At 70.8% G+C, this 24,833-nt stretch carries 24 protein-coding genes and 1 pseudogene; 8 read left to right on the top strand and 17 right to left on the bottom strand.

Translation table 11 applies throughout. The annotated features are described in order from the left end of the window. Positions 1-3: 3 nt before the first annotated feature. The 13 genes from ACQPYY_RS21545 to ACQPYY_RS21485 form a co-directional block, all read right to left on the bottom strand. A complete protein-coding gene (locus tag ACQPYY_RS21545) occupies positions 4-357 on the bottom strand; it encodes a VOC family protein (RefSeq protein WP_379104566.1) in 354 nt (117 codons plus the stop codon). A 61-nt stretch (positions 358-418) separates the two neighbouring features. Continuing rightward, positions 419-1,840 carry an NADH-quinone oxidoreductase subunit N gene (locus ACQPYY_RS21540; RefSeq protein ID WP_433590754.1) on the bottom strand — a complete coding sequence of 474 codons (1,422 nt, stop codon included), beginning with the start codon at positions 1,838-1,840 and terminating at the stop codon, positions 419-421. 19 nt (positions 1,841-1,859) lie between these two features. Beyond that, positions 1,860-3,356, bottom strand: a complete 1,497-nt coding sequence (locus tag ACQPYY_RS21535; RefSeq protein ID WP_433590753.1) for a complex I subunit 4 family protein — start codon at positions 3,354-3,356, stop codon at positions 1,860-1,862. Positions 3,357-3,384: 28 nt separating this feature from the next. Then, entirely contained in the window at positions 3,385-5,286 is a 1,902-nt protein-coding gene (locus tag ACQPYY_RS21530; RefSeq protein WP_433590752.1) for an NADH-quinone oxidoreductase subunit 5 family protein, read from the bottom strand. 4 nt (positions 5,287-5,290) lie between these two features. Next, positions 5,291-5,593, bottom strand: a complete 303-nt coding sequence (gene nuoK, locus ACQPYY_RS21525) for an NADH-quinone oxidoreductase subunit NuoK (protein WP_433590751.1) — start codon at positions 5,591-5,593, stop codon at positions 5,291-5,293. Beyond that, positions 5,590-6,153, bottom strand: a complete 564-nt coding sequence (locus tag ACQPYY_RS21520; protein ID WP_433590750.1) for an NADH-quinone oxidoreductase subunit J — start codon at positions 6,151-6,153, stop codon at positions 5,590-5,592. Before ACQPYY_RS21520 ends, nuoK begins: the two co-directional genes overlap by 4 nt. Before the next feature lie 16 nt (positions 6,154-6,169). Then, positions 6,170-7,090: a complex I subunit 1 family protein gene (locus ACQPYY_RS21515; protein WP_433590749.1), complete on the bottom strand. Its 921-nt coding sequence runs from the start codon at positions 7,088-7,090 to the stop codon at positions 6,170-6,172. After that, positions 7,083-8,480 carry a hypothetical protein gene (locus ACQPYY_RS21510; RefSeq protein ID WP_433590748.1) on the bottom strand — a complete coding sequence of 466 codons (1,398 nt, stop codon included), beginning with the start codon at positions 8,478-8,480 and terminating at the stop codon, positions 7,083-7,085. The genes ACQPYY_RS21515 and ACQPYY_RS21510 overlap by 8 nt, the downstream gene beginning before the upstream one ends. Continuing rightward, complete coding sequence (locus ACQPYY_RS21505; RefSeq protein WP_433590747.1) at positions 8,477-8,821, bottom strand: NADH-quinone oxidoreductase subunit A; 345 nt, start codon at positions 8,819-8,821, stop codon at positions 8,477-8,479. Before ACQPYY_RS21505 ends, ACQPYY_RS21510 begins: the two co-directional genes overlap by 4 nt. A gap of 109 nt (positions 8,822-8,930) precedes the next feature. Next, positions 8,931-9,509: a hydrolase gene (locus ACQPYY_RS21500; RefSeq protein ID WP_433590746.1), complete on the bottom strand. Its 579-nt coding sequence runs from the start codon at positions 9,507-9,509 to the stop codon at positions 8,931-8,933. 34 nt (positions 9,510-9,543) lie between these two features. Further along, positions 9,544-9,996, bottom strand: coding sequence for a MarR family winged helix-turn-helix transcriptional regulator (locus ACQPYY_RS21495; RefSeq protein ID WP_433590745.1), 453 nt, complete (start codon positions 9,994-9,996; stop codon positions 9,544-9,546). 37 nt (positions 9,997-10,033) lie between these two features. After that, a complete protein-coding gene (locus ACQPYY_RS21490) occupies positions 10,034-11,062 on the bottom strand; it encodes an alpha/beta hydrolase (protein WP_433590744.1) in 1,029 nt (342 codons plus the stop codon). Continuing rightward, positions 10,951-11,955: a helix-turn-helix domain-containing protein gene (locus ACQPYY_RS21485; RefSeq protein WP_433590743.1), complete on the bottom strand. Its 1,005-nt coding sequence runs from the start codon at positions 11,953-11,955 to the stop codon at positions 10,951-10,953. The genes ACQPYY_RS21490 and ACQPYY_RS21485 overlap by 112 nt, the downstream gene beginning before the upstream one ends. A 124-nt stretch (positions 11,956-12,079) precedes the next feature. Between ACQPYY_RS21485 and ACQPYY_RS21480 the strand changes: the two genes are divergently transcribed. From ACQPYY_RS21480 to ACQPYY_RS21455, 6 genes are all read left to right on the top strand, one after another. Then, entirely contained in the window at positions 12,080-12,565 is a 486-nt protein-coding gene (locus ACQPYY_RS21480) for a methylated-DNA--[protein]-cysteine S-methyltransferase (RefSeq protein ID WP_433590742.1), read from the top strand. Next, a complete protein-coding gene (locus ACQPYY_RS21475) occupies positions 12,562-13,284 on the top strand; it encodes a 2OG-Fe(II) oxygenase (protein ID WP_433590741.1) in 723 nt (240 codons plus the stop codon). The genes ACQPYY_RS21480 and ACQPYY_RS21475 overlap by 4 nt, the downstream gene beginning before the upstream one ends. 32 nt (positions 13,285-13,316) lie before the next feature. Beyond that, positions 13,317-13,601 carry an Ada metal-binding domain-containing protein gene (locus ACQPYY_RS21470; RefSeq protein ID WP_433590740.1) on the top strand — a complete coding sequence of 95 codons (285 nt, stop codon included), beginning with the start codon at positions 13,317-13,319 and terminating at the stop codon, positions 13,599-13,601. Positions 13,602-13,754: 153 nt separating this feature from the next. Then, entirely contained in the window at positions 13,755-14,411 is a 657-nt protein-coding gene (locus ACQPYY_RS21465) for a TetR/AcrR family transcriptional regulator (RefSeq protein ID WP_379104532.1), read from the top strand. Positions 14,412-14,561: 150 nt separating this feature from the next. Then, on the top strand, positions 14,562-15,623 hold the full coding sequence (locus tag ACQPYY_RS21460; RefSeq protein WP_433590739.1) for an esterase/lipase family protein: 1,062 nt from the start codon (positions 14,562-14,564) through the stop codon (positions 15,621-15,623). A 25-nt stretch (positions 15,624-15,648) separates the two neighbouring features. Then, positions 15,649-16,974, top strand: a complete 1,326-nt coding sequence (locus ACQPYY_RS21455) for a lipase family protein (RefSeq protein WP_433590738.1) — start codon at positions 15,649-15,651, stop codon at positions 16,972-16,974. Here the strand turns inward: ACQPYY_RS21455 and ACQPYY_RS21450 are convergent. Together ACQPYY_RS21450 and ACQPYY_RS21445 are read right to left on the bottom strand one after the other, a co-directional pair. After that, positions 16,905-18,164, bottom strand: a complete 1,260-nt coding sequence (locus ACQPYY_RS21450) for a PucR family transcriptional regulator (protein WP_357277976.1) — start codon at positions 18,162-18,164, stop codon at positions 16,905-16,907. The genes ACQPYY_RS21455 and ACQPYY_RS21450 overlap by 70 nt on opposite strands. Before the next feature lie 186 nt (positions 18,165-18,350). Further along, positions 18,351-19,520, bottom strand: a complete 1,170-nt coding sequence (locus ACQPYY_RS21445) for an epoxide hydrolase family protein (protein WP_433590737.1) — start codon at positions 19,518-19,520, stop codon at positions 18,351-18,353. Positions 19,521-19,620: 100 nt separating this feature from the next. On the opposite strand from ACQPYY_RS21445, the gene ACQPYY_RS21440 reads away from it, so the two are divergent. Next, positions 19,621-22,659 (top strand): helix-turn-helix transcriptional regulator, encoded by a 3,039-nt coding sequence (locus tag ACQPYY_RS21440; protein WP_433590736.1) that lies wholly within the window; start codon positions 19,621-19,623, stop codon positions 22,657-22,659. A gap of 3 nt (positions 22,660-22,662) precedes the next feature. Here ACQPYY_RS21440 and ACQPYY_RS21435 read toward each other — a convergent pair. Beyond that, positions 22,663-23,613, bottom strand: a pseudogene (locus ACQPYY_RS21435) (sigma-70 family RNA polymerase sigma factor); the annotation flags it as partial. Between the two features lie 141 nt (positions 23,614-23,754). Here ACQPYY_RS21435 and ACQPYY_RS21430 point away from each other — a divergent pair. Further along, the gene (locus ACQPYY_RS21430; protein ID WP_433590735.1) at positions 23,755-24,159 is read left to right on the top strand and encodes an SgcJ/EcaC family oxidoreductase; all 405 of its coding nucleotides are present in this window, start codon (positions 23,755-23,757) and stop codon (positions 24,157-24,159) included. 72 nt (positions 24,160-24,231) lie between these two features. On the opposite strand, the gene ACQPYY_RS21425 is transcribed toward ACQPYY_RS21430, so the two are convergent. Continuing rightward, entirely contained in the window at positions 24,232-24,750 is a 519-nt protein-coding gene (locus tag ACQPYY_RS21425; protein ID WP_357084405.1) for a L,D-transpeptidase, read from the bottom strand. Positions 24,751-24,833: the final 83 nt, after the last annotated feature.

Genomic DNA, 24,833 nt, shown 5'->3' with positions numbered 1-24,833 from the left:
GGGTCAGGCCGACTGCCACAACTCGATGCGGTGGCCTTCGGGATCGGTGACCCAGCCGAATCGGCCGACACCCTCCATGTCCTCGGTCTCCTCGGCGACGTTCGCGCCCTTGGCCCGCAATTGCGCGAGCATGGCGTCCAGGTCGCGGACCCGGAAGTTGAGCATGGTCTGCTGGTCGCGAGAACCGAAGTAATCGGTGTCGGCCGGGAAAGTCGAGAAGACGGTCTGACCGGGTTCCTGCTGCCACAGGCCGTGCTCGTCGCCGCCGAGGCCGAGGTTCTCGCGGTACCAGGCGCCGAGGGCGTCGGGGTCCTTCGCGCGCAGGAAGTAGCCGCCGATGCCGAGCACTCGTTCCATAGGGTCATCTTGCCCGGCCGGGTGCAGTGGCGGTGGCCGCCACTCCGGGGGGATCGGTGAATCAGTGTGCGAGCGGGGAGGCTTCGAAGGCGTCGAGTAGGGGACCGGCGAGCAGGCCGACGACGATGGAGCCCACCGCGGCGAGGTAGGCCGTGACGCGGGGGATCGGTGCGGAGGCGGGCAGGTCCGCATGTCCCTTCAGCGCCGGGATGATCCAGCGGAGGTAGTAGAAGACGCTGGCCACCGCGTTCAGGACGGCGATCACCACCAACCAGGCCAGGCCCGCGTCGAAGGCGGCGGTGAAGACGGTGAGCTTGCCGAGGAAGACGCCCGTCGGCGGGGTGCCCACCAGGCCGAGCAGGCAGACCACCAGTGCGACAAGGAGTCCGGGGCGGGCGCGCAGCAACCCGGTGTAGTCGGTGAGCGTGCGCAGGCGGGGCAGTGCGCAGACGACCGCGAACGCGCCGAGATTGGTGAGCGCGTACGCGGCGAGGTAGAGGAGGACGCCGCCGAGGGCCAGGGTGGAGCGGTTCGCGGCGGCGACACCGACCAGCAGGTAGCCGACCTGGGAGATGGTCGAATAGCCGAGCAGGCGGCGGACATCGGTTTGGAAGAAGGCCGCGAAATTGCCGAGCGTCATGGTGGCGGCCGCGATCACGGCGACCAGGATGCGCCAGTCCAGATCCCCGGCGTCGAGGACTTCGGTGGCGAGCCGGTAGATGGCCACGACCGCACCGAGTTTCGGCACCGTGGTGACGAGGGCCGCGACCTCCGGGCGGGTGCCCTGGGTGACATCGGGAACCCAGAAGTGGGCCGGGACCGCGCCCGCCTTGAACAGCAGTCCGCCCAGCACCGCGACGGCGCCGATCCCCAGCGCGGCGCGCGGGGCGGTGGCGGCCGTCCGCATGAGCATCGGGTAGGCGGTCGCGCCGCCCGCGCCCAGGACCAGGACCGCGCCGAAGAGCATGGTGGTGCCGAAGAGCGCGCCGAACAGGTAGAACTTCAAGGCCGCCTCGGTACCCAGGGCGTCCTTGCCGAATCCGGTGAGCGCGTAGAGCGGGATGCTGGCCAGCAGGTAGGCGCTGATGAGGATCAGCAGATCGGTGGCTCCGGCGAGCAGGATCGTGCCGACACCGGTCAGGGTGAGCAGCACGATGAACTCGGATTCGCGTGCGGTGGCGCGGGTTCCGGGTAGCGACAGGGCCAGCAGGATCAGCAGGGAGGCCGCGACGGTCACGCGGACGGCATGGGTGCCGACGTCGATGCTGTAGCTGCCGTCGAAGACGGTCTCGGCCGGGTCGTTCCAGACCTTCACCGTCAGGACGATCGCGGTCACCGCGCCCGCCGCGGCCAGCAGGCGCACCGGCCACTGCCTGTCCCGGGGCAGGAAGGAACCCAGGACCAGTCCCAGGACCGCGGAAAGCGCCAGCGCCGCTTCGGGAATCAGGGTGAGCAGGTCCTGGACCATCATGTCCTCGGACATCGGTCCCATCCCGCCCATATCAGCGCACCACCAGGACGCCGAGAGCGCGGGCGGCGGGCTCCACGACATCCAGCAGCACGCGCGGCGCGATGCCGATCGCCACCGACAGCGCCATCAGGGGAATGATCGAGATCGCCTCGGGCGCGGTGAAATCGGCGAAGCTCGCCTCCGTGCGCGGGGCTCCGAGAAAGAGCCGCTGATAGGCGCGCAACAGCAGCGCCGCCGTGATGACGATGCCCGGGAACGCCAGCGCCGTGAACACCGGTGCGGGAGCGAAGGATCCGACGAAGATCTGAAACTCGGCGATGAATCCCGAGAAGCCCGGTAGGCCCAGCGAGGCAAAGAACGCGGCCGCGGTGACGGCGGCGAACACCGGCGCCTGCCCGGCGAGTCCACCGAAGGCGTCCAGCTCGTAGGTGTGGCGGCGTTCGTAGAGGACGCCGGCGAGCAGGAACAGCGCGCCGGTGATCAGGCCGTGGCTGACCATCTGCGTGACCGCGCCGGTGATCACGAGGGTGCGCGTGTGCTCGGAATTGCCCGCCACCAAACCCGCCGCGCCGACCGCCAGCACCACGTACCCCATGTGATTGACCGAGGTGTAGGCGATCATGCGTTTGACATCGCGCTGCGCCATCGCGACGAGCGCCCCGTAGAGCACACTGATCACGCCGATGACCACCAGGACCAGGGCGTAGCGCCGCCACGCCTCCGGTAGCAGCGGCATGGCGATCCGCAGGAAACCGTAGGTGCCCAGCTTGAGCAGGACGCCCGCCAGGATGGCCGAACCCTCGGCCGGGGCCTCGGTGTGCGCGAGCGGCAGCCAGGTGTGGAACGGGAACGTGGGCGTCTTGATCACCAGGCCCACGCCGATGGCGGCCAGCGCCACCGCGCCGCGAGCCGTATTGCCCGCCAGTGGGTTCGCCGCCGTCAGCTCGACCATGTCGAAGGTGTGCGGGTCCGCGGCCAGGTACAGCACGATGAAACCCAGCAGCAGGGCCAGCGAACCGACGAAGGTGTAAAGGAAGAACTGCAACGCAGCCTGCCGGGCCCGCTCGTGACCCCAGCCGTTGATGACGAAGTACATGCCGACGATCGTCAGATCGAAGAACACGAAGAACAGCACCAGGTCCAGTGACACGAACACGCCCAGGCACACCGACTCCAGGAACAGGAACAGGGCCGCGAACCAGCGCAATCGATCCCGGCGACGCCAGGCGTAGCACGCGCAGGCCAGGAACAACACGGTGGTGAGCGAGACCAACGGGAGGCTGAGGCCGTCGACGCCGATGTGGTAGCCGGAGCGCAGCGTGGGGATCCAGGTGTGGTGTGCCTCGTAGGCGAATTCGCCCGCGGCGGGCGGGTTCCGGGTGAAGCCGATCCACAGCGCCACCGTCAGCGCGACCTCGGCGACACCGGCACCCACCCAGGCCGCGCGGACGACGCCGTCGCTCAGCCGGGGCACGGCGAGCAGCGCCGCGCCCGCCAGCAGCGGCAGGAACACCAGAACGCTGAGCACGTTCACCTCGTCTCTCGTCGCGGCAGGGTCACCGCAGCACCATCAGCACGACCGCCAGCACCATGAGGGCCACCACCGCTTGCGCGTAGTACTGGTGCACCAGACCGGTTTCCGGGCGGCGCGCCCAGCGGCCCAGGTCGCGGGCGGCGGCGGCGATGGCGGACACCGCGGCCTCGATCGCGCCCTCGACGCGGCGGTCGACGGTGCGGGCGGCGGACAGGCCGCAGGTCGCGGCGAGCTGGATGCCGCGGGCGAGGACGCGATCGTCGAACACGGCGAGGAGGTTCGCGAGCGCGAGAGTCGGTGTGGCCACCAATTTCCGGGCGGCGGCTTCGAGGCCGAGCCAGTTCGCCGCCGCGGCGGGGGAGGGCAGGTCGCCGCGGCGGCGGATCCGCGTGGCGACGACGGCCACCGTCAGGATCGCGACCGCGCCGGACAGGGCGAGCCCGGACCACGTGGCGGCCGGGGCCGCGCCCGTGTGCACGATGCGGGCGAACCGGTCGTGCACGCTGGGTGCGACGGCGACGCCGCCCGCGATCACGGCGGTCGCCAGCGCCGCCGGCGGCAGCCACTCGGCTGGACTCACCCTGCGGGTACCGGGTTCCTCGGTGTCCCAAACCTTCTCGCTGCCGGGAGTCTTCGGCAGCCACACCAGGGTCAGGGCTCGGGCGGCGTAGACCGCCCCCAGGATGGCCGCGGCGAAACCCGCCACATGGAGCGGAGCCGAGACTTCGCGGGACACCGCGAGCACGGCGTCCTTCGTCGGCCACAGGGCGAACGGCGGCACGCCCGCCAGACCCAGTGCGCCGATCGTGAAGGGCACGCCCACCAGGGGGTACGCGCGAGCCGCGCCACGCAGCCCGGCGAGCTGCTTGGTGCCCAGGGCGGTGAGCCACGCGCCCGCCGCCAGGAACAACAGGCTCTTCACCGCCGCGTGCGCCACCAGATGGCCACTGCCCGCAGCGATTCCGCCACCGTCGGCCGTCACGTCGGCGGCCCGGCGCGCGACCATCGCTCCCGACCCGGCGGCCAGCACCATCAACCCGACCTGGGCGCAGGTGGAGGCGGCGAGCAACTGCTTGAGATCCCGCTGGCACACCGCGACCGCGCCGAGCGCCACCGCTGTCAGCGCGCCGGCCCACGCGGTCGCCGGACCGGCCCAGCCGGTCGAGGCCAGCAGCGGTTCCAGGCGAATCAGCAGGTAGGCGCCCGCCGCGACCATGGTCGCCGAATGCAGCAGGGCCGACACCGGACTCGGGCCCGCCATGGCCCGCGACAACCAGAAGCTGAACGGCAGCTGCGCCGACTTGCCCAGCGCCGCCAGCACGATGCCCGCCGCCGCGGCGTCACGCCAGCCGTCGGACAGGGCGGGCATGGCGTCCAGCGCGAGAGCCGCCGAACCGCCCGCGAGGGTCGCGCCGGCGGCCAGATACATGCCGAGATCGCCGGTGCGGGTGGTCAGGAACGCCACCAGGCCCGAGGCCGCGCGCTGCTCGTCACGCCAATGGAAACCGATGAGGGCGTAGGAGGCCGCGCCCATGAGCTCCCAGGCGAACAGCAGGGTGAGCAGGGTCTGCGCGGTCACGGTGGCGAGCATGGCGGCGGCGAACATCAGCATCAGGCCGTGGAATCGGGCCCGGGGTTCGGACGGGGCGAGATCACCCGCGGCGAAGAGCAGGACACAGAGCACGACCGCGGCCACGGTGACGATCAGGACCGCCGACAGCCCGTCCACACCCAGGCGGATCGGTGCGCCCGCCAGGAACGGGGCCGAAACATGCTGGCGGTGAACGGCATTCGTGATGGCCAGGCCCAGGGTCGCCGCGGCGACCGTCACCGCCGCCGCGGGCGCGAGCCGGTCCGCGCGACGGCCGCACAGCAGCAGCGCGGCGCCGCTCAGGGCGGGAACCGCGATCAGCCACCACAGCACGGGCTCAGCCCTTCAGATCCGCGGCCGAGTCGACCATGTCGACATCGCGGGCCCGGAAGATGGCCGTGGTCACCGCGAAACCCGCCGCCATCTCCACCGCCATGGCGGTGACCGCCACCAGCACCAGGACCTGGGCGTCGGCGGTGGGCCAGGCGAAGTACCAGAACGCGGCCGCGGCCACGATGACCGCGTTGATCATGAGCTCCAGGCCCATCATGATCATGACGATGGACTGCTGGGACAGCACGCCGAACAGTCCGACACTGAACAGGGTGGCCGCCAGGACCAGGAATTCGGGCAGATTCACCGGCCGACACCTCCTTCGACGGGATCATCGGGGACCCGGCGGTCGAGCCGATCCCCGAAGCGGTCGTAACGGCCGCGATGGGTGGCCAGCACCACCGTGGCCACGATCGTGGTGAACAGCACCAGGCCGACGATGATCATCACCAGCATCTTGGAACCCATGATCGCCTCGCCCAGCGACGCGGTCGGGTCCGGCGGGAGCGCGCGGTCGCGGGTCGGCCAGTCGACCAGCAGCGCCACCGCGGTCAAGGCGGCGAACACGGTGGCCGAGATGGCCGTCGCGCCTGTGCGGTTGTGCACCATGGTCATGGGCATCAGACCCGCCGGGTTCATCATGTACATGATCATGAAGACGACCATGATCAGCATCTCCATGATCATCATCAGGATGATCAGGACACCCAGATAAGCCAGATCCACCAGCAGCACCGTGCCCGCCACGAACACGAACGACAGCAGCAGCGCGAAGGTCGCGCGCGCCATGGAGTCCACCCGGAACACCGCGATCCCGGAAGCCACCGCGCCCACCGCGCACAGCCAGAAGATCACCTGGGACCACATGTCGCGTCCTCCCGTCTCACAATGCCAGGACCGAAACGACCAGGGCCTGTAGCAGAATCAGTGGCAGCAGCACGATCCACGCGACCTCCATGTAGCGCGACATCCGAATCGCGGGGAACCGGCGTCCCACCCACAGCAGCACCGCCAGCACGGCCACCGTCTTCACCAGTGACCACAACCAGCCCGGCAGCCACGGACCCGCGCCGCCGCCCAGGAACAGCGGCACCGCCATCGCCGACCCGGCGACGAAAAGCGCTCGGCGGGACAGGGTCACGAGCAGCCGATCCGGGCCCGACAGCTCGGCCACCGCGCCACCCGCGATATCCCGCCCCAGGGCAGTGGCGAACGGCGGGCTGAACGACATCGCGGGCACCGACAGCAGATAGACCAGGAACGCCACCGGCATGGTCACCACGAACCACTGATCCTGCTGCGCGGCAACGATATCGGCGACACTCAGCGACCCGGCCGCGACCGCCGCGCAGATCAGCGCGAACATGTGCGGCAACTCGTAAGCCAGCCCCTGCGCGACGAACCGATACCCGCCGACCAGCGAGAACGCCGAATTCGCACCCCACCCGGCCAGCCACACCGCCGCCCACGACCCGATCTCGAGCGCATTGAACCAGGCCAGGCTCACCGTGGAATCGAGCACCACACGAGCGCCGATCGGAACCAGCGCGGCAGCGCCGAGGGCAGCCACCAGCAACACGAAACCAGCGGCGCGCCCCAGCAATACATCCGACCCGACGATCCGCCGCCGCTGCTGAACCAGGAGCAATGCCGCCGACCGCAGCGGCGCGAAGGCCGCGACCGCAGCGTCCGCGCCGGAGACCCTCGCCCGAGCCAACGCCTCCGCGGTCTCCACACCCCACACGAGGACCAACACCAGCACCGGCAGCACCGCGGCCATCCACCACGGCGCGAGCTCAACCATGCGCGACTCCCGCCCCGGCCGCATCCCATACGGCCACCTCGACATCCACCCCGAGCCCGGCCACGATCAACCGCGCTTCCCCCAACTCCGCCCCGGTCAGCAGACGCGGGAGGTGTTCCACGATCCACCGATTACGCGCCCGTTCGAGAGCGACGAATTCCCGTGCCTCCGAGGTGAAGTCCGCGACCCGACCACCCCCGACCGCCTCGGCGACCCAGGCCAGCAGCCGATCATGGGTATCACCCACCAACCCCGGCGGAGCCCCCTCGCCCCCATCGACCCGCCCGGCATCGCGCAGCGACCACCGCAGTACCCGAGACCGCGCAACCCGCCGCGCCCACCGATCCAGCCCCGCATCGACCGCGAACAGATTGCTGTCCAACAACTCCGGCGAATGATCCATCGCGCCGTGCCCGTCCCCGTGCTGCTGCGCACCCGGGCTCCCCACACCCGCCAGCACGTCATCCCGGAACCGCCGTCCCGCCGCCGCGGCGTCCTCCCACCCGGCGACCTCCAGCAGCGTCGCCACCACATCCAATGCCCGCGCGGCCCGCCACCGCCGCAACTCCCGTTCCCCCACGGCCTCCCCGCGCTCGGCACGCAACCATGGACCGAGCCAATACGGCTCGCCCCCATGCCCCGCCCCCGGCACCGAAACCGTCACTCCCGAAACCACATCCCCCTGCAACCGCGCCCTCACCACCAACCCGCCCGGCCAATCCACCAGCACCGGCCCCAACGAAACCGTCAGCACATCCAGCGCGAGCCCATCCCGATCGGCCTCCCGATCCGCCATCACCAACCCACCCGGCAGCGGCATCCCACCGCCGTGCCCGCCGTGCGCCCCGTGCCCGCCGTGATCCGTATGCCCGCCGTGCGCGTCGTGGTCGTCGGCCTCACCCATCGCGGTCGAATGTCCAGCGTGCACATCGGGCATGTCCTGCGTGGAGTGCGGTGGGTGGGAGGCGTGCTCGTCGTTTCCCGCATGCGCACTGTGGTCGGGCATATCCCCGGGCGGCTCGTCGCCTCGGTGTTCGCCGTGCCCGCCCATCTCCAGGGAGTGGCCGGCATGCTCACCCGGCGACGCCGCGCGTCGCGAGCGTAGGTCTGTCGCCGCGCCGGCGAGAGCGGCCGCAGCCGTGGTGGGGTCGGTGACGTCGATCCGTAGTCGAGGTAGCGGCATGGCCTCGTGGATTCGCCTCACCGCCGCCTCGAACTCGTCCCCGCCCGTTCCGGCGACGACCAGAAGATCTGCGGCAGCCGGGCTTTCGGCCTGTCGCCACCCGTTCTCGCGCAGCACCCGCTCGATCGCGAGCCGAGTCTCCGTGCCCCCGGGCGCGACCGCCACCAGCGGCGCCACCGCGATCCGCCGCCGAAGCCACCCGCTCATGTCCATCGCAGCGCCCCCTCCCGCCACGCGTACAGCACCGCGATCAGCAGCACCGCCAGGAATCCGAACATCTCCACGACCGCCGAGGCCCCGATCTCGCCCACGACCACCGCCCACGGATACATGAACGCCATTTCCATGTCGAACGCCAGGAAGATCATCGTGATCGTGTACCAGCGCACATGGAATCGCGACACGGCATGTTCGACAGCCGCGGCCCCCGACAGATAGGGCATCCGCTCGACAGCCTCCGGCGCAACCCGCACCGCCCGAGCGCCCGCGAACAAGACCCCGGCCGACACCGCCACCACGCCGATCAGAACAGTCAGATTCGCTATCACGCGCCCGACCACCTTCCGTGCCCGTCGCGATGCAGACTACTAGCCGACTACGTAGTCATCCGGCATTGATGAGGGTGGATCGCGGCCGGGTCGCCCGGGTGGATCGGCTCTACCGAATCGGCAGGGCGGTCAGGATTTCCTCGGTGGTGGCGGTGACTCCCAGGCGGGGGAAGATCTTCTCCACCGAGTGAGCGTGGGAGACGGGGTCGCGGTCGGAGGTGGCGTCGGTGGCGATCACGACGCTGTAGGCGTGCTCGTGGGCGGCGCGGGCGGTGGATTCGACGCCGATGCTGGTCGCGATGCCGCCCAGGACGACGGTGGTGATGCCGCGGCGGCGGAGTTGGAGGTCGAGGTCGGTGCCGTGGAAGGCGCCCCACTGGTGCTTGGTGATTCGGATGTCGGCGGGGTGGGGGTCCAGGTCGGGGAGGATCTCGTCCCATCCCGGGGGCGGGGTGAAGGCGCCGGCGGGTTGCATGGTGCGGCCGGGCGGCAGGTCGGAACCGTCGGGGGAGAAGGAGACTCGGACCAGGACCACCGGGAGGCCGGACGCGCGAAAGGCCTTGGCGAGGGCCGCCGAGTTGGCGACCACGTCGTCGGTGGGGTGCGGCAGGGTGGGGGCGGCCACGATGCCGCGCTGCAGGTCGATGAGGACCAGGGCGGAATTCGGGTCCAGGAGAGTGTCCGTCACAGCGGGATCCTTCGGTGGGAGTGGGGAATCGGGTTCAGTCCTCGACCAGGCGGGCCAGCAGGGGGATCGCGGCGATCAGCGAATCCTGTTCGGCGGGGGAGAGTTTGGTGGTGATGGCGGTCGCCAGCCAGTCCTCCTTGGCGTGGTGGGCCAGGCGCAGGAGGCGTTCACCCTCGGCCGACAGGGACAGCAGGATCTGCCGTTGATCGGTGGGGTGCGGGGTACGGGTGACCAGGTCGCGGTCTTCGAGGGCGGCCAGGGTGGTGCGCATGGACTGCGGGCGCACGCGCTCGGCGCGGGCCAGGTCGGCGACCGAGAGAGGGCCTTCCTGGCCGAGACGGCTCAGGGCCACGGCCTGGGAGGGTGTCATCTCGAAACCGGCTCGCGCCGAGCGGAGGTGGCGCAGCAGCCGGCTGGCCACGACGCGGAGTTCACTCGCGGCGGCCGTGACGTCGGCCGATGGACCGGCCTCTGCGTTCGAGCTCACCCTCCCAAGGTGGCACAAGGAAGGAAAACTTGCAAGTTTACCTGTGGAGTGTGCTGCGGGTGGTGATCGAGTCGGACAGGCGGGCGCGGAGGAAAGCGGTGATATCGGTGCGGGCGGCCTTGGCCTGCGGCACCAGACCGGGCATGGCGATGAAAGCGTGCGGCGCGCCCGGGTACTCGGACAGTTGGACGGGGATGCCGAAATCGTGGAGGCGTTCGGCGTAGCGGCGGCCCTGGTCGGCCAGCGGGTCCAGGGTCGGGATCACGACCAGGGCGGGCGGCTGGCCGGTGAGGTCGGCGTACAGCGGCGAGAGCGGGCGCGGGTCCTCGCCCGGCGGGACGGCCAAGCGCCGGAACAGTTTCAGTCGCGGCAGATTCAAGGTCGGGGTCTCGGCGTAGCGGGTCATCGTCGGGTAGTCGAACATGGTGTCGGTCAGGTCGAAGGCCGGGTTGATCAGCACCTGCGCCAGCAGGGGCAGCCCGGTCGCGGCGGCTCGGATCGCGGTCAGAGCACTGATCAAGGCGCCGCCGCTCTCGCCCGCGAGAATGACGCGCGCCGGGTCGATGCCCCATTCGCCGGGCTGATTCAGGATGTGCCGCAACACATCCCAGTCGTCATCGACGGCGGCGGTCAGCGGGGTGTCCGGCGCGATCAGGCGATGCTCGACGGAGACGATCACGGCGGGCAGCTCGGCCGCGAGATGGCTGTTGCCCCAATCGCATTGGGCCGCGGTCCCCGCGAAGCCGCCGCCGTGCACGTGGAGGACGAGCGGCAGGGCGCCCGTGTGCTCTCCGACCGGACGGTACACCCGGATCGGGACCGCGCGATCGGGGAAGGTCACCTGCTGCCATTCGATGCTGGCGCCGCGCGCCGGAATCCCGGTGACCACTCGCATGAGCTTCGAACCCGCCAGGCGATTCGCCCCCGCCACGTGGGCGGTCAACTCCTCGGGCGTCAGGGCCTCCCAGTCGGGGTCCTTGCGTAACGAGTGCAGGATGCGGATTCCGCGCGGTGGCTGGTCGTACTTGCCGGGCCGGGTCTGGTTCTCACCGTCGTGTCTGGACATGGATCCCAGCATCGGCGGGTTTCGTCGGGGTGTATTGAAGAAATGTTCCCGGCGCGACTCAGCGCGCGCCCGCCCGCCCACGCGACCGGGTCGACCGCCAGCCACGGCGCGTCGGCGAGAGCCGTCGGCGTCAGGCCCGCGAACGTCATCGTCTCCCGGCTGAAGTGCGATTGATCGGCGTATCCGCTCTCCGCCGACACCCGCGCGGCGCTGCTGCCCGCGGCGAGCCGATGGGTGGCGTCGTCGAATCGGACCAGCTGCGCGGCCCGCTTGGGCGTCAGACCGATCTGGGCTCGGAATCGCGACCACAATCGCTTGCGACTCCACCCGATCTCGTCGGCCAGTGCTTCGACGCGAATCTGCCCGCCGCTCAGGATGATTCGCCGCCAGGCGTAGCTCACCTCCGGGTCGACGGCAGGTCCGCTCCGTTGCCGCGCGGTCAAGGCGTCGTCCAGGATCGCGAATCGTTCGTCCCAGGAACGGCTCTCGTGCATGCGCTCGCGCAGCAGCTCGACCTCGCGCCCCCACAGTTCGCCGAGCCCGATCACGCCACCGGACACCTCCGGCGAGCCGCCCAGCGTCGCGTACGCCACCACCGGCGAGAGCCGCACCTGCAGCAGGTCCACCTTCTGCGCCTGCCCGTACACCCCGATCGGGCACAGGCCCACCACGCCGCTGCCCGCGGCCCGGCTCCCGCCGGCATCCTCGGCCATCACCATGTCCCCGAGGTCGATGAACATCGTCACCGCCGGGAACGGCACCACCGGCAGATGGTCCGGGCCCGACGCGCGCGCCCGGAACCCGGCCATGCTGACCCCGGGGCAGCGGCCCGGCAGTGTCGGCACGGTGACATCCACCAAGGTCCCGGCGACAACGACCGAATCGGCAGCCATGGGCCCATGGTACGAGCCGCCCGCGTCGAGGCCGGAAACGCGATGGCCGATTCCCGCCGGTCATCTCGGATCGGCTGGGCCAGAGTAGGGGACGGAAGCGAACGAGACGACGCAGGAGGAAGCGATGAGCGTGTACACGACAATGGCCAGCCCGGTCGGCGAGCTGCTGCTCGCCGGCGAGCGGCGCGGGAACGGGGTGGAACTGACCGCGGTGTCGATGGCGGGCAGTAAAAGCCTTCTGGTGGAAGGCGACTGGGAGGCCGATGCGGACGCCTTCGCCGACGTCGTCGAGCAGCTGACCGCCTATTTCGCCGGGGAGCGGGACAGTTTCGACCTCCGGATGGGCGGCCGCGGCACCGATTTCCAGCGCCGGGTGTGGCAGGCCCTCGACCAGATCCCGTATGGCGTCACCGTCACCTACGGGGAGATCGCGAACCGGATCGGCGCGCCCCGGGCGGCGGTGCGCGCGGTGGGCTCGGCCATCGGCGCGAACCCGCTGCTCATCGTGCGTCCCTGCCACCGCGTGATCGGGGCCGACGGGTCGCTGACCGGCTACGCCGGGGGCATCGAACGCAAGCAGCTGCTGCTGGAGCTCGAGCGGGCCGCATGATGACCGCCGTCATCGGGGGCGCCGCGGCCGGGGTCGCCGATCAGGACTGGGCGGCCCTGGCCGGTGAGCTCGACGCGTACGGGCACGCGCTCACCGGGCCACTGCTCACCGCCGGCGAATGCCGCACGCTCGCGGCACTGTACGACGTGGAGGACCACTTCCGGTCGACGGTCGACATGGCCCGGCACCGGTTCGGCTCCGGCGAGTACCGCTATTTCACCCACGACCTGCCCGAGCCCGTGGCGGCATTGCGGGCCGCCCTCTATCCGATGCTGCTACCCATCGCCCGGGACTGGGCCGCCCGGCTGGCACGGCCCGGCACCTGGCCGGACCGGCTCGAGGACTGGATCGCCCAGTGTCAGCGGGCCGGGCAGACGAAGGGTTCGCAGATCCTGCTGCGCTACGGACCCGGCGACTGGAATGCCCTGCACCGGGACCTGTTCGGGGACATGGTGTTTCCACTCCAGGTCGTGATCGGGCTGGATGTCCCCGGCGTGGACTACACCGGCGGCGAGTTCCTCATGGTCGAGCAGCGGCCCCGCGCCCAATCGCGCGGCGCGGCGATGGCCTTGCCGCAGGGGCACGGTCTCGTCTTCACCACCCGCGACCGTCCGGTCCGTAGCACCCGAGGCTGGTCGGCCGCGCCCATGCGACACGGCGTGAGCCTGGTCCGATCGGGGCGGCGACGCACCCTCGGCCTCGTCTTTCACGACGCCTGACCATGCGCGAGACCGAGCGCGACAGTGAGACCGTGCGTGACAGGGAGATCGTGCGTGACAGGGAGTACATCCTGCTCGGGGTGGACGGCCGCCCGTACCGCAGCCGCACGCCCGGCGTCCTCGGTGGCCATCGCCGCTTGAAGATCTACGGCCGCCTCGACTGTCCGGCCGCCCTGCGCGCCCTGGCCCGCGGCGGCTACGTATCCCATCGCGTGTTCTTCGCCGACGAGCCGACCGCCATCGCGGCCGGTTACCGACCGTGCGCGGTGTGCTCCCGGCTCGCCTACCGGGAGTGGCGCGCAGGCCGGGCCGGGTGAGCCCGTCCACCTCGACAAACAATCAAGACCAGTCGGTACCTATACCCTGGGCCCCATGCGTGCCCCCTCGTCCGACAGGGAATCATGGACGAACCACTGTGGTATCGGCCGGACCGTTAGTCGCTCGGTGACGTGGAAACCTATCCTGGGGACGTGAGTGTGGAAACCATCGGTGAACCGGGACCCTTGCCGCGTGGCCGGCACGGGCTGACCCGCGAGCAGGTGGAGGCCTCGCAATACCAGCGCTTGTGCACCGCCGTCCTGGAAGCGGTGGGAGAGCTCGGCTTCGCGGCCACCACCGTCGCCGATATCGTGACCCGCGCGCAGGTGGCGCGCCGCACCTTCTACTCCGTCTTCGGCGGCAAGGACGAATGTTTCGCCGCCGCCTACGATCTCGCGGTCGGGGCCGCGCTGGAACAACTGAAGGACACCGTCACCGGGCTCGAAGGCGTGACCTTCGCGGACCGGGTGCGGATCTCCTTCGAGATCTATCTCGGCTTCCTCGCCGTCCAGCCCGGCGCGGCCCGCGCGCTGTATGTCGAAACCCTCGCCGCCGGACCGGGTCTGGTGGCCCACCGGCTGCGCGTGCACGACCGATTCGCCGACTACATCATGGCGGTGGCGCAGGTCGGGGTGCGCGACGGCGATCTGGTGGCCGAACCGGATCGGGAGATGGTGGACATGCTGCTCGGCGGGATCGACGACCGGGTGCGCGCCTGCCTGCACACCAAGGGCGCGCAGGCGCTGCCGGAACTGGTGCCGCTGTTCACCCGCACCGCCGTCACCATCGCGAGCACCCCCGCGTCCTGACCGCTGTTCCCCGCCACAATCCCCGGGCGGTCCGGACCGCACACGCTGTCACCTGGCACAACGCCGGTGACACGGGCGGTGGCCCGCTCTTACGGTCGCAAGGGAATTCGACGCGTTCGGTCGGGTTCGCAGAACCGTAGGGGAGAGTTCATGAGACCGACCATCCGTACCCGCGGCAGCGCCGTGTTCGCCACCGTCACCGCGTTCGCCGTGGCCTTCGCCACCGGCGTGGCCAGCTCCGAACCCGAGGCCGCGCCCGATGCGGGCAGCTCCTCGGGCTCGGCGGTGGTCAGCACCGCCACCGACACCGTGGGCGTGGGTCCGGAGATGTCGGCCTTTCTGGGCGCTTTCGCCTACGGGCTGACCCACCCGGACGCCGCGCCGCCGGGCGCCAACGACTGGAACTGCAAGCCGAGCGCCGAACATCCACGGCCGGTGGTGCTGGTGCACGGCACCTGGCTCAATACCTACGACAGCTTCGCGTTCCTGTCGCCGCAGGTCGCGCGGGCCGGATTCTGTGTCTTCGCCTTCAACTTCGGCCGGGAGACACCCCTGGGGGGCGGCGGCATCGGGCCGATCCTGCCGGGCCGCTTCGGCGTCGGGCCGATGGGGGATTCGGCGAAGCAGCTCGCGGGGTTCGTGGATCGCGTCCTGGCCGCCACCGGCGCGCCCGCGGTCGACGTGATCGCGCACTCCCAGGGCGGGCCGGTCACCAGCCAGTACCTGAAATTCGAAGGCGGGCAGGGCAAGGTACGCAAGGTCGTCAGCTTCGGCGCGACCAGCCACGGCACCTCGCTGCTCGGCATCGCCACGCTGGGCCGGGTGATCACCAACCTCGGGGTGAACATTCTCGGCTTCTATCAGCCGTTGATCGGCCAGGCCAATACCGAGCAGGTCGTCGGCTCGCCGTTCTACGCCAGGCTCACTGCCGACGGCGACACCGTGCCCGGGGTCGAATACACCGCCGTCGGCACCCGCCACGACGAGATCTCCAACCCCTACGAGTGGACCTTCCTCACCCCCGGCCCCGACGCGAGCGTGGAAAACATCACGCTGCAACAGGATTGCCCCGAGGACGTGTCCGACCACCTGACCGTCATGTACTCGCCGCGGGCGGCCTCGATCGCCCTGCGCGCCCTCGACCCGGTCGCGCACCCGGCCCTGGTCTGCACCTTCAACCCCTGGATGATCGGCGGCAGCGGCCACATCTAGCCGCTGCGGTACGGAAAGGACGACGATGACGATCGGCGATGCGATCGAAACGAGCAGTGTCACAACAGAACCGGAGGTGGTCGGCGGAAGACCGCTGCTACCGGGGGAGGATCCGTTCTATCGATCGCCGATCGACCCGGCGTCCGTCGCGCCGGGCACCATCCTGAGGTCGCGGCCCGTGCGGCTGGCCCTGTTCGGACGCATTCCGCAGCGCGTGCGAGCCTGGCAACTGCTCTACCGCAGCACCGATCTCGACGGTGCGCCCGAGGCGACGGTCACCACGGTCCTGCTGCCCTGGGACGCCGACCCGGCCGTGGAGCGGCCGCTGGTGTCGTTCCAGTGCGCCATCGACGCGGTCGCCCCGAAATGCTTCCCCTCCTACGCTTTACGGCACGGCGCCCGCGCGCTCGGGGCGATCCCGCAGGTGGAGTTCCCGCTCATCGCCGCCGCCCTGGCCCGGGGGTGGGCGGTGTCGGTGCCCGACCATGAGGGCCTCAACGGCCACTTCGGCGCGGCCCGCGAGCCGGGCCACCGCGCGCTCGACGGCCTGCGCGCGGCCCTGCGCTTCGAGCCGCTCGGGCTGTCTCCCCGGACCCGAATCGGGTTGTGGGGCTACTCCGGTGGCGGACTGGCCACCGTGTGGGCGGCGGAGCTGGCGGCGAGCTACGCGCCCGAACTCGACATCGTCGGCGCGGTCGCGGGGTCACCGGTGGGCGATCCCGCCGAGGCGTTCGTCCGGCTGAACGGCTCACCCTTCGCGGGGTTCGCCATGGTGTTCACCTCCGGTCTGCGCCGCGCCTACCCGGAACTCGACGGCTGCGTGCGCGGCCTGGTGTCGCAGGAGTACCTGCGGCTGCTCGACAACGCGGAATCCATCGCCACCTTCCCGCTGCTGGCCCGTTACGCCGGGCGAAACGCCAACCGGCACATTCGCGGTGGGCTCGGCGCGCTGCTGACCCGCCCCGAGATGCGGGCCGTCCTCGACGACATCCGCCCCGGCGCCGAGGCTCCCGCCATGCCGTTGCTGGTCGTGCAGGGTGTCAACGACGAGGTGATCGCGGTCGCCGACGTCGACGCCCACGTGCGGCGCTACCACGAGCGCGGCGCTCACGTGCGCTACCTGCGCGACCGGCTCAGCACGCATCTGCCGTTGCAGTTCATCTCCATTCCCGTGATGGTGGACTGGCTGGCCGATCGCCTCGCCGATCGCCCGCTACCGCCGTCCGAGGTGCGTACCGTGTGGTCGGTCGCCGCCTCCCGGCGCGCCGTGCGCGAGCACGGTCACTTGGCGGCACTGGTCGCGACCATGGTGTCGGGCCGCCCGATCCGCACCCGATCGGACTTCCGGTAACTGCGCGCCACCAGCGCCGACCGCAGATACCACAGCCCCGACGGCTGCGCCGGATCGAATCCGGTCAGCTGCCCGATCCGCTTGAGCCGATTGTCGACGGTATTGGTGTGCACGCCCAGCAAGCGCGCCGTATGCCGTCGACTCAGGTCGTTGCCGATATGGCGGCGCAAGGTTTCCAGCAGTTCGGGATGCGCGTCCAGCGGATCGAGCAGGGTGCCGAGATATTCGCGGGCCGGGCCGGGGCGGGTCAGCTGGTATTCCATGGCCAGGTCGTCGAAGCGGTGCAGGCCGGGTACGCATTCCAGGCGGTGCACCATGTCGAGCAGTTCGTGCGCCTGCTCGGCGGCCTCGGGAATGCGCGGCGTCTCCGCGTGGATCACCGTGGCGGTCACCGGAACCTGTGCGGCCGTGGACAATCCGGAGATCAGGTCGGCCAGTTCGTCCCCGGTCGCGGCGGTGGCGGGCAGCAGCACGGTGCCGCCGTCGGCGCTCAGCAGCGACAGCGCCCGGCCGTCGCCGCGGCGGGCCAACTCGGACTGGATGCGCCGCAGCTTGCGCCGCGCCACCACCTCGCCGTCCACGCGGGTGTCGGATTCCCCCGGATGCGGCGGAATGCTCAGGGCCAGCACGTGATACGACTCGTCGATCTCGATCCCGCCCGCGCGGGCCATGGTCGAGGCGGGATGCCCGGCCAGCAGTGCCGAGGCCACGGTGTGCACCGCCGTGTGGTGTTCGGCCACCACCGCGCGGTGCTCGCGCACATAGGCCACCGCGAAGGTCGAATCCACCATGGCCAGCACCTCGAACAGGCGGCGCGCGGTCACGGCGAGCCGGGCGTAGTCCTCGGGGCCGGTGGCGTCGACGATGAGATCGAAGCCCAGGGCGAAGCCGTCGTGCACCGCCCGGTGGATGGTGCCGATCGGAATGCCCTCGCGCGCCCAGTCCGCGCCCGCGCGTTGCAGCCGTTCGATCTTGGCGCTCACGTCCCGGCCCTCGAGGACGCCGGCGGCCAGTTCCAGGCAGGTGCGGGTGACGGTGGTGACCTCGCCGCGCAGCGCGTCCCCGGGCAGGGTGCCGCAGCGGGCCACGTGTTCGGCGAAATGTGCGACGAGGGCGGCCGAGAGACCGCGCGCATCGCGCAGAGGTCCGGAAATCGGTGCCGCCGTGAGGGGTTGCGTTGCCTTGATCATGCGCGTTGCCTCCACAGCAGTCTGGGAACGCTGGCGTTCCTACTGGACCGTAACTGTAGCCGGGGTCACGTTTCGCGGCAATATGCGTGACCGCTCCTCACAACGGCGAATACCGCACTGCGCGTTGGGGCGACAGTGCGGTCATCGGGGCGGCGGTGGGGCCGAGGATGTCTGGCCGCCGCTGGTTCAGCTGGTCAGGCCCGCGAAGAAGGCTCGGATGTCACCCGCGAGCAGGTCGGGCACCTCGAGCGCGGGAAAGTGGCCACCGGAGTAGAACTCCGACCAGTGCACGACATGGTGAGCCTGCTCCGCGAATCGGCGAATCGCGTAGTCGCCGTTGGCGAACACCGCGACACCGGTCGGCACCGTGCCCTTCGGCTTGGGCATGAACATGGTGTGGTCGTGAAAGCGCTCGAAGTAGTAGTCGGCGACGCTGCGCGCGGTGTCGGTGAGCCAGTAGACGGCCACCGTGGTCAGGATCCGGTCGCGGTCGATGGCCTGCTCGGGCAACTCGTGACGCTCGTCGGTCCACTCCTGGTACTTCTCCACGATCCAGCCCAGCTGTCCCGCGGGCGAATCCGCCAGCAGCTGCGCCAGCGTGTGCGGGCGGGAACCGGCCAGGTTCATGTACGCCGAGCCGTCGTCCTGGAAGCGCTTCATGCCCGCCAGCCGCTTCCGGTCGGCCTCGCTGAGCGCGGCCATATCGGCCGGATCACCGGTCGGGAAGGTGACCAGGGCGTTCACGTGCACACCGATCACCTGGCCGGCGTGCTCGCGGGCCAGGCGCGGGGCCACGAACGCGCCGTGGTCACCGCCCTGCACGCCGTAACGGTCGTAGCCGAGGCGCGCCATCAGCTCGGCCAGGGCGGCGGCGACTCTGCCGTCGTGCCAGCCGGTTTCGGTGAGCGGGCCGGAGAAGCCGTGACCGGGCAGGGTCGGGATGACCAGGTGGAAAGCCGGGGCGTCGGGGTCTCCGTGGGCGGCCGGATCGGTCAGCGGGCCGATCAGGTCCAGGAAGTCGGCGGGCGTGCCCGGCCAGCCGTGGATCAGCAGCAGCGGGGTCGCGTCCGGGCGGGCCGAGCGGATGTGCAGGAAGTGCAGGCGCTGGCCGTCGATCGTGGTGGTGAATTGCGGGTGCGCGTTGAGTGCGGTCTCGACCGCGCGCCAATCGAACTTCTCGGCCCAGTAGGCGGCGAGCTCGCGCAGGTAGGCGGTGGGCACGCCGCGCTCCCAGCCGATGCCGGGGATCTCGTCGATCCAGCGGGTGCGGGTCAGGCGGTCGCGCAGGTCGTCGAGGTCGGCTTGCGGGATGTCGATGACGAAGGGGTGGATGGCGCGGTTCTCGGTGTCGCTCATGCCATCGAGTTTTCCGATAAAGACCGGGTGGCCACATCACGACAATTCGTTATTTTGTGTCCGGGCTGGGCGAAATGCGAAGGTGCGGCATGATCGTGGCGTGGTGAGTTTCCCCGGCAGCAGTGTCCTGGTCGGTCGGGCCGCGGAGGTGTCCGCGGTGGTCGAGGCGGTTGGTGATGCCGGCACGCAGACCGTGCTCATCGCGGGCGAGGCCGGGATCGGGAAATCCCGGCTGGTCGCGGAGTTCACCGAGCGACTCGGCGGCGACGCGCTGGTATTGCTCGGCCGATGTCCCGAACTCGGCGCCGCGGGTGTCGCCTACGCGCCGTTCCTGACCGTGCTGCGCGGACTCGTCAAACGACTCGGCGGTGAGGCGGTGGCGACGCTGCTGCCGTCGCATCCGGCGCTCGCCAACTGGCTGCCGCAGCTGGCCGTCCACACCGGCGGCGCGGCGCCCGAGGCCGATCGGATCCGGCTGTTCGGTGAAATCCTCACACTGCTGGAGCAATTGGCGATGGCCCGGCCCGTCGTGCTGGTGCTCGAGGACCTGCACTGGGCCGACGACGCCAGCCGGGAGCTGCTCACCTTTCTGGCCGCCAATCTCGCCGACGCCAATGCGCTGCTGGTGGGCACCTACCGGCCGGGTGAGGCGGGGCCGCTGCGCGGACTGGTCGCCGAACTGCGCCGCAACCCCGGCGTGCACGTCCTGGAACTGCATCCGCTGACCCGGCACGAGGTCGGCCGCCAGCTCGCCGCCCTGCTCGGGCGTGAACCCGGAACCGAGCTCATCGCCAAGGTTTTCGACCGCAGCGGCGGCAACCCGCTGTTCGTGGAGGCGCTGGGCCAGTGCCCCGACGAACTCCCCGCCGATCTCGCCGACCTGCTGCTCGGATTCCAGACCGGTCTGTCCGCGCAGGCGCTCGCCGTCGTCGCCCCCGCCGCAGTCCTCGGCTCCCCGATCCACCACGACCTCCTCGCCGCGACGGTCGACCTACCCCCGGACGAACTACCCGGCGCCCTGCGCGAACTCGTCGACCGCCACCTGCTGCTCACCACCGACACCGGCTACGAATTCCGCCACGGCCTCATCCGCCAGGCCATCTACGACCACCTGCTCCCCATCGAGCGCACCCGCCTGCACACCCGCGCCGCCGCGGCCCTGCACGCCCGCGGCGACACCCTCGACTCCGAATCCCACGCCGAACTCGCCCGCCACGCCCGCGCCGCCGGAGACCTCGACCGGGCGCTGCGCGCCTACTGGTCCGCCATCGCCGGAGTCCCCGCCACCCACCCCGAACGCCTCCGCCTCCTCGAACAAATCCTCGCCCTCTGGGACCGCGTCCCCGCCCCCACCGAGATCCTCCCCACCACCAAACTGTCCGTCCTGGAACAGATCGTCGACGTCGCCGTCGCCTGCGGAGCCACCGAACGCGGCATCGCCGCCGCCGACGCGGCCCTGGCCCTCCTCGCCCCCGCGGCCGCCGCCGCACCCGCCACGCTGCCGGTATGGAGCCAGGACGACGACGCGGTCGGCGAGCGTCCGCCGCTGCCCCTGGATGGCGGGACCGTCGCGAGCGCGGTCGGCGAAATCGACTATGCCGGTGTCGATTCCGAGCGCTCGGCCCGGATGTACCGGCGGCGCGCCTACCTGCGTGCGACCACCGGGACCGGGCCGGGAGCGGACCTCGAGCGGGCGCTGTCGCTCATGGCCGAGACCCCGGACAGTCTCGAGAGAGCCGAGGCGTTGGTGCAATCGGCTGCCGCCCGGGTGTTCCAAGGCGACGCGGCCGGGTCGGCGGCCCACGCCCGCGAGGCCCTGGCCATCGCGCGGCGGCTCGGCGCGGACGCCTTGGTGGCGCGGGCGCACGCGCACCTGGGCCTGGCGGGGGCTGCGGCCGCCGGGGGCTCCCTGGCGGCCGACACGACCGATGACGGTAAGGCCGGCGCGGCCAGTGACACCGATTGGGCGCTGGAGCATTTCGCGCGGGCGCATCGGGCGGCGGCGCTCGCGGGGGATGCGCGGATCGTGGTGGATGTGGCCACCTGGGAGTCGGCGGTGCTGGTGGGGGCGGGGCGGTACGAGGCGGCCATCGCCGCGGTGCGGCAGGGGTTGCGGGCGGCGCACGAGTCGTTCCGGTTCGCGGAGTCGGCGCCGATTCTGTTCGTGAAGTGGGGGCAGGCGCTGGCGGCCCTGGGGCGGTGGGACGAGGCGCGGGCGGTGGTCGACGAGACGCAGCTCGCGCAGTTGCCGCCGTTGAGCAGGGCGGCGTTGCTGGTGTGCTTCGGGCGGATCTCCTTGGCCACCGGGGATTTCGTGGCGGCTCGGGAAGGGGCCGTCACCGCCGCGCGGCTGCTGGGGGACAGTCGGTGGGCGGCGCAGTATCGACTCGAACTGGCGGCTTTGAACTCCACACTGGCATTGGTGGGAGACGACGAGGGCGCGGCGGCGATGGAGTTGATCCGGGTACTCGAAGGCGGCGACGGGGTCGGGACGCTGTTCGCGCATCCGCACGAGGCGTGGCCGCTGGTGGTGCTCGGCGCCCGAATCACCGGAGCGCCACCGGAACTGCTCGCGCTGGGAGACACGCTCCCGACAGCGTCGCCGGTGGACGCCGCCCAGCGTGCCGCGTTCACCGCGCACCTGGCGGGCACCGCGGCCCGCTGGTCGGAGGCCGTCGCGGCGTGGCGCGGCGTCGGACGGCCCTACGATGTGGCCATCGCCCTGCTGGGTCTCGCGGAAGCGGCAGCGGCCGAAGGCAATCGGATCGAGGCGGCGTCGGCGCTGCGGGAGTCGCTCGACATCGCCGCCGCGCTGGGCGCGGTCCCGCTGGCCACTGCGGCCACAGCGGTGGCCGAGCGAGCCCGCCTCCCGCTCGACGGATCCGCCGAGCGCGCCCCGAAAGCCAAGCGCGGCACCATGTCCGGGCGCCACGGCCTGACCGCACGTGAACTCGACGTCCTGCGCCTGGTTGCCAAGGGCCTGAGCAATCGCGCGCTGGCGGCGGAATTGTTCATCAGCGCCAATACCGCCGGGGTGCACGTCTCGCGGATTCTCGCCAAGCTGGGCGTCGCCAGCCGGACCGAGGCCGCCGCCTTCGCGCACGAGCACGGCCTGCTGACCGCGGGTGACAACGACTGAGCCTCAGGTCAGCCGGGGCGGCATGCCGAACAGGTCGAAGATCTCGTCGAGCTGGTAGACGATCAGATTGGTGATGAGACCGTCGCGCACGGTGAAGACCTGCAGGGTGTGCCGCTCGTACCCGTCGCCGTCGCGGGAATAGGCCGCCAGGCCGGGCTGGCCGTTGGCCCACACCGGCTCCAGCCGCCAATCGGAGCCCTTCCACTCGAACACCCGCGCCATGAACCCGACATAGGCCGCGCGGCCCAGGTACCAATTGAGCATGGGCGGCATTTCCATGATCACGTCGTGGGACAGCAGCTTCTCCAGGGCGCTCAGGTCGGCATTGCGGAAGGCGGTGACGTAGGTGTCCACCACGGCGCGCTGCTCGGCCCGCTCGGTCACCTCGTCCTCGCGAATACCGTTCTGGCCGAGAGTTTTCCGCGCCCGCTGCAACGCGCTGTTCACGGCCGCCGGGGTCATGTCGAGAGCCTGCGCCACGTCGGCGGCGGGCCAGTCGAGCACCTCGCGCAGCACCAGCACCGCCCGCTGACGCGCGGGCAACTGCTGCATGGCGGCGACCAGGGCGAGCCGCAGACTGCCCTGCGCCACGGCGGCATCGGAGGGATCGCCGAGCAGGACATCCGGAATCGGTTGCAGCCACGGGATTTCCCCGCCATGCACGAGCTCCTCGCGCGGATCGTCGCCCGGTGCGTGCCCGAGCCCCGACGGCATGGGCCGCCGCCCACGCTGTTCGAGCGCGGTCAGACAGGCATTGGTGGCGATCCGGTACAGCCAGGTCCGCATCCCGGCCCGGGTCTCGTCGTAGCTGTCGCGGGAGCGCCAGGCCCGCAGATAGGTTTCCTGCACCAGATCCTCGGCGTCCTGCACCGACCCGAGCATGCGGTAGCAATGGGCCAGCAATTCGCGCCGATATCGGTCGGTGCGCGCCGCGAAGTCGGCGTCCGCCATGCTCTCACTCCTCGAAACCCGGCCCCCACCGGTCGAAACAGGGCCCTGCCGAACTTTCTACACCGCGAGCGATGAATCGGGCGCGCCTCGCCGGTAGGTACTCGTGAGCCGCCACACCGGGCGGCCGCCGACCGAGGAGTAACCATGACCGACACCGCCGTCCGCGAGACCACCGACCGCGACGCCGTCCTGACCGTCCTGAAGGACCTCTACATCGCCTGGGCCGCCAATGACGCCGACACGTTCGTCGCCGACTACGACCCCGACGCCACCTCGATCCTGCCCGGCGTGTTCCGCAGCGGCCGCGCGGCGGTCCGGGACGGCATGGCCGCCGGATTCGCGGGCCCGCTGCGCGGTTCCAGCGTCCTGGACGAACCCCAGCAGGTGCGGTTCCCGGCCCCGGACACCGCCGTGGTGGTCAGCCGCGCCGCCATTCTCATGGCCGGTGAGACCGAGACCCCGGCCGACCGCTGGGTGCTCGCGACCTGGACCCTGGTCCGCCGGGAGAACCGCTGGCTGATCACGGCGTACCACAACTGCGCCGCCTGATTCCTCGCCCGAAAAGAACGGTGGCACACCGGCGCGGGAGGTCCCGCGCCGATGTGCCACCGGAAGGTGTTGCTACGGAACCACTTCCACGATGTCGCCGGGGTTCAGGTAGTTGAAGAACTCCCGCGCGCCGTCCGGGGTCATCCGGATACAGCCGTGCGACTTCTTGTCGACCGGTCCGATGTGGAAGGCGATGTCGCCGTTGAAGAAGACCGCGTACTCCATGGGGGCGTTGTGCATGGTGCTCCAGTGGAAAGGCTTCTTGAAGGCGACGTGGAAGACGCCCGGCGGAGTCTCGTAGCCGGGCATGCCGTGGGAGATGGGGGTCGGGCCGAAGATGACCTTGCCGTTGTCCATCAGCCACGCCTCGTTGGTGCTGAGCTTGAGGCAGGCGCGCGCGCCGGCCGTCGCGCAGGGCGCGTTGACATCGCCGGGGGCGATGCCGGGGATGATCGCCGGAATACCGGGCACGTCCGGTCCACCGGGCCACAATGGTTCGGCCTGCGCGGGCGCCGCCGCGAGTCCTGCGGCCGCCACACCGGCGAAGACCGCCGATCGCGCCGCCAAACCGAGGGAACTTCTGCTGCTCATCGCGTTCGACCCTCTCCTAGCCTTGCCCACCGCCCTGTTCGAACTCGCCTGCCAGGGCGAAGGGACTCTTCCGTTGACACAAG

Source organism: Nocardia sp. CA-145437, from assembly GCF_050956485.1.
Classification (GTDB): Bacteria; Actinomycetota; Actinomycetes; order Mycobacteriales; family Mycobacteriaceae; genus Nocardia.
Note: the sequence above shows the minus strand (reverse complement) of the source record. Positions and strands in the feature narration are given on the sequence as shown.

Coding starts and splice junctions, on each gene's coding strand:
- ACQPYY_RS21545 (WP_379104566.1), bottom strand. CDS start 357: ATGGAACGAGTGCTCGGCATCGGCGGCTACTTCCTGCGCGCGAAGGAC.
- ACQPYY_RS21540 (WP_433590754.1), bottom strand. CDS start 1,840: ATGTCCGAGGACATGATGGTCCAGGACCTGCTCACCCTGATTCCCGAA.
- ACQPYY_RS21520 (WP_433590750.1), bottom strand. CDS start 6,153: ATGTGGTCCCAGGTGATCTTCTGGCTGTGCGCGGTGGGCGCGGTGGCT.
- ACQPYY_RS21515 (WP_433590749.1), bottom strand. CDS start 7,090: ATGGTTGAGCTCGCGCCGTGGTGGATGGCCGCGGTGCTGCCGGTGCTG.
- ACQPYY_RS21510 (WP_433590748.1), bottom strand. CDS start 8,480: ATGAGCGGGTGGCTTCGGCGGCGGATCGCGGTGGCGCCGCTGGTGGCG.
- ACQPYY_RS21490 (WP_433590744.1), bottom strand. CDS start 11,062: ATGTCCAGACACGACGGTGAGAACCAGACCCGGCCCGGCAAGTACGAC.
- ACQPYY_RS21485 (WP_433590743.1), bottom strand. CDS start 11,955: ATGGCTGCCGATTCGGTCGTTGTCGCCGGGACCTTGGTGGATGTCACC.
- ACQPYY_RS21480 (WP_433590742.1), top strand. CDS start 12,080: ATGAGCGTGTACACGACAATGGCCAGCCCGGTCGGCGAGCTGCTGCTC.
- ACQPYY_RS21475 (WP_433590741.1), top strand. CDS start 12,562: ATGATGACCGCCGTCATCGGGGGCGCCGCGGCCGGGGTCGCCGATCAG.
- ACQPYY_RS21460 (WP_433590739.1), top strand. CDS start 14,562: ATGAGACCGACCATCCGTACCCGCGGCAGCGCCGTGTTCGCCACCGTC.
- ACQPYY_RS21455 (WP_433590738.1), top strand. CDS start 15,649: ATGACGATCGGCGATGCGATCGAAACGAGCAGTGTCACAACAGAACCG.
- ACQPYY_RS21450 (WP_357277976.1), bottom strand. CDS start 18,164: ATGATCAAGGCAACGCAACCCCTCACGGCGGCACCGATTTCCGGACCT.
- ACQPYY_RS21445 (WP_433590737.1), bottom strand. CDS start 19,520: ATGAGCGACACCGAGAACCGCGCCATCCACCCCTTCGTCATCGACATC.
- ACQPYY_RS21430 (WP_433590735.1), top strand. CDS start 23,755: ATGACCGACACCGCCGTCCGCGAGACCACCGACCGCGACGCCGTCCTG.
- ACQPYY_RS21425 (WP_357084405.1), bottom strand. CDS start 24,750: ATGAGCAGCAGAAGTTCCCTCGGTTTGGCGGCGCGATCGGCGGTCTTC.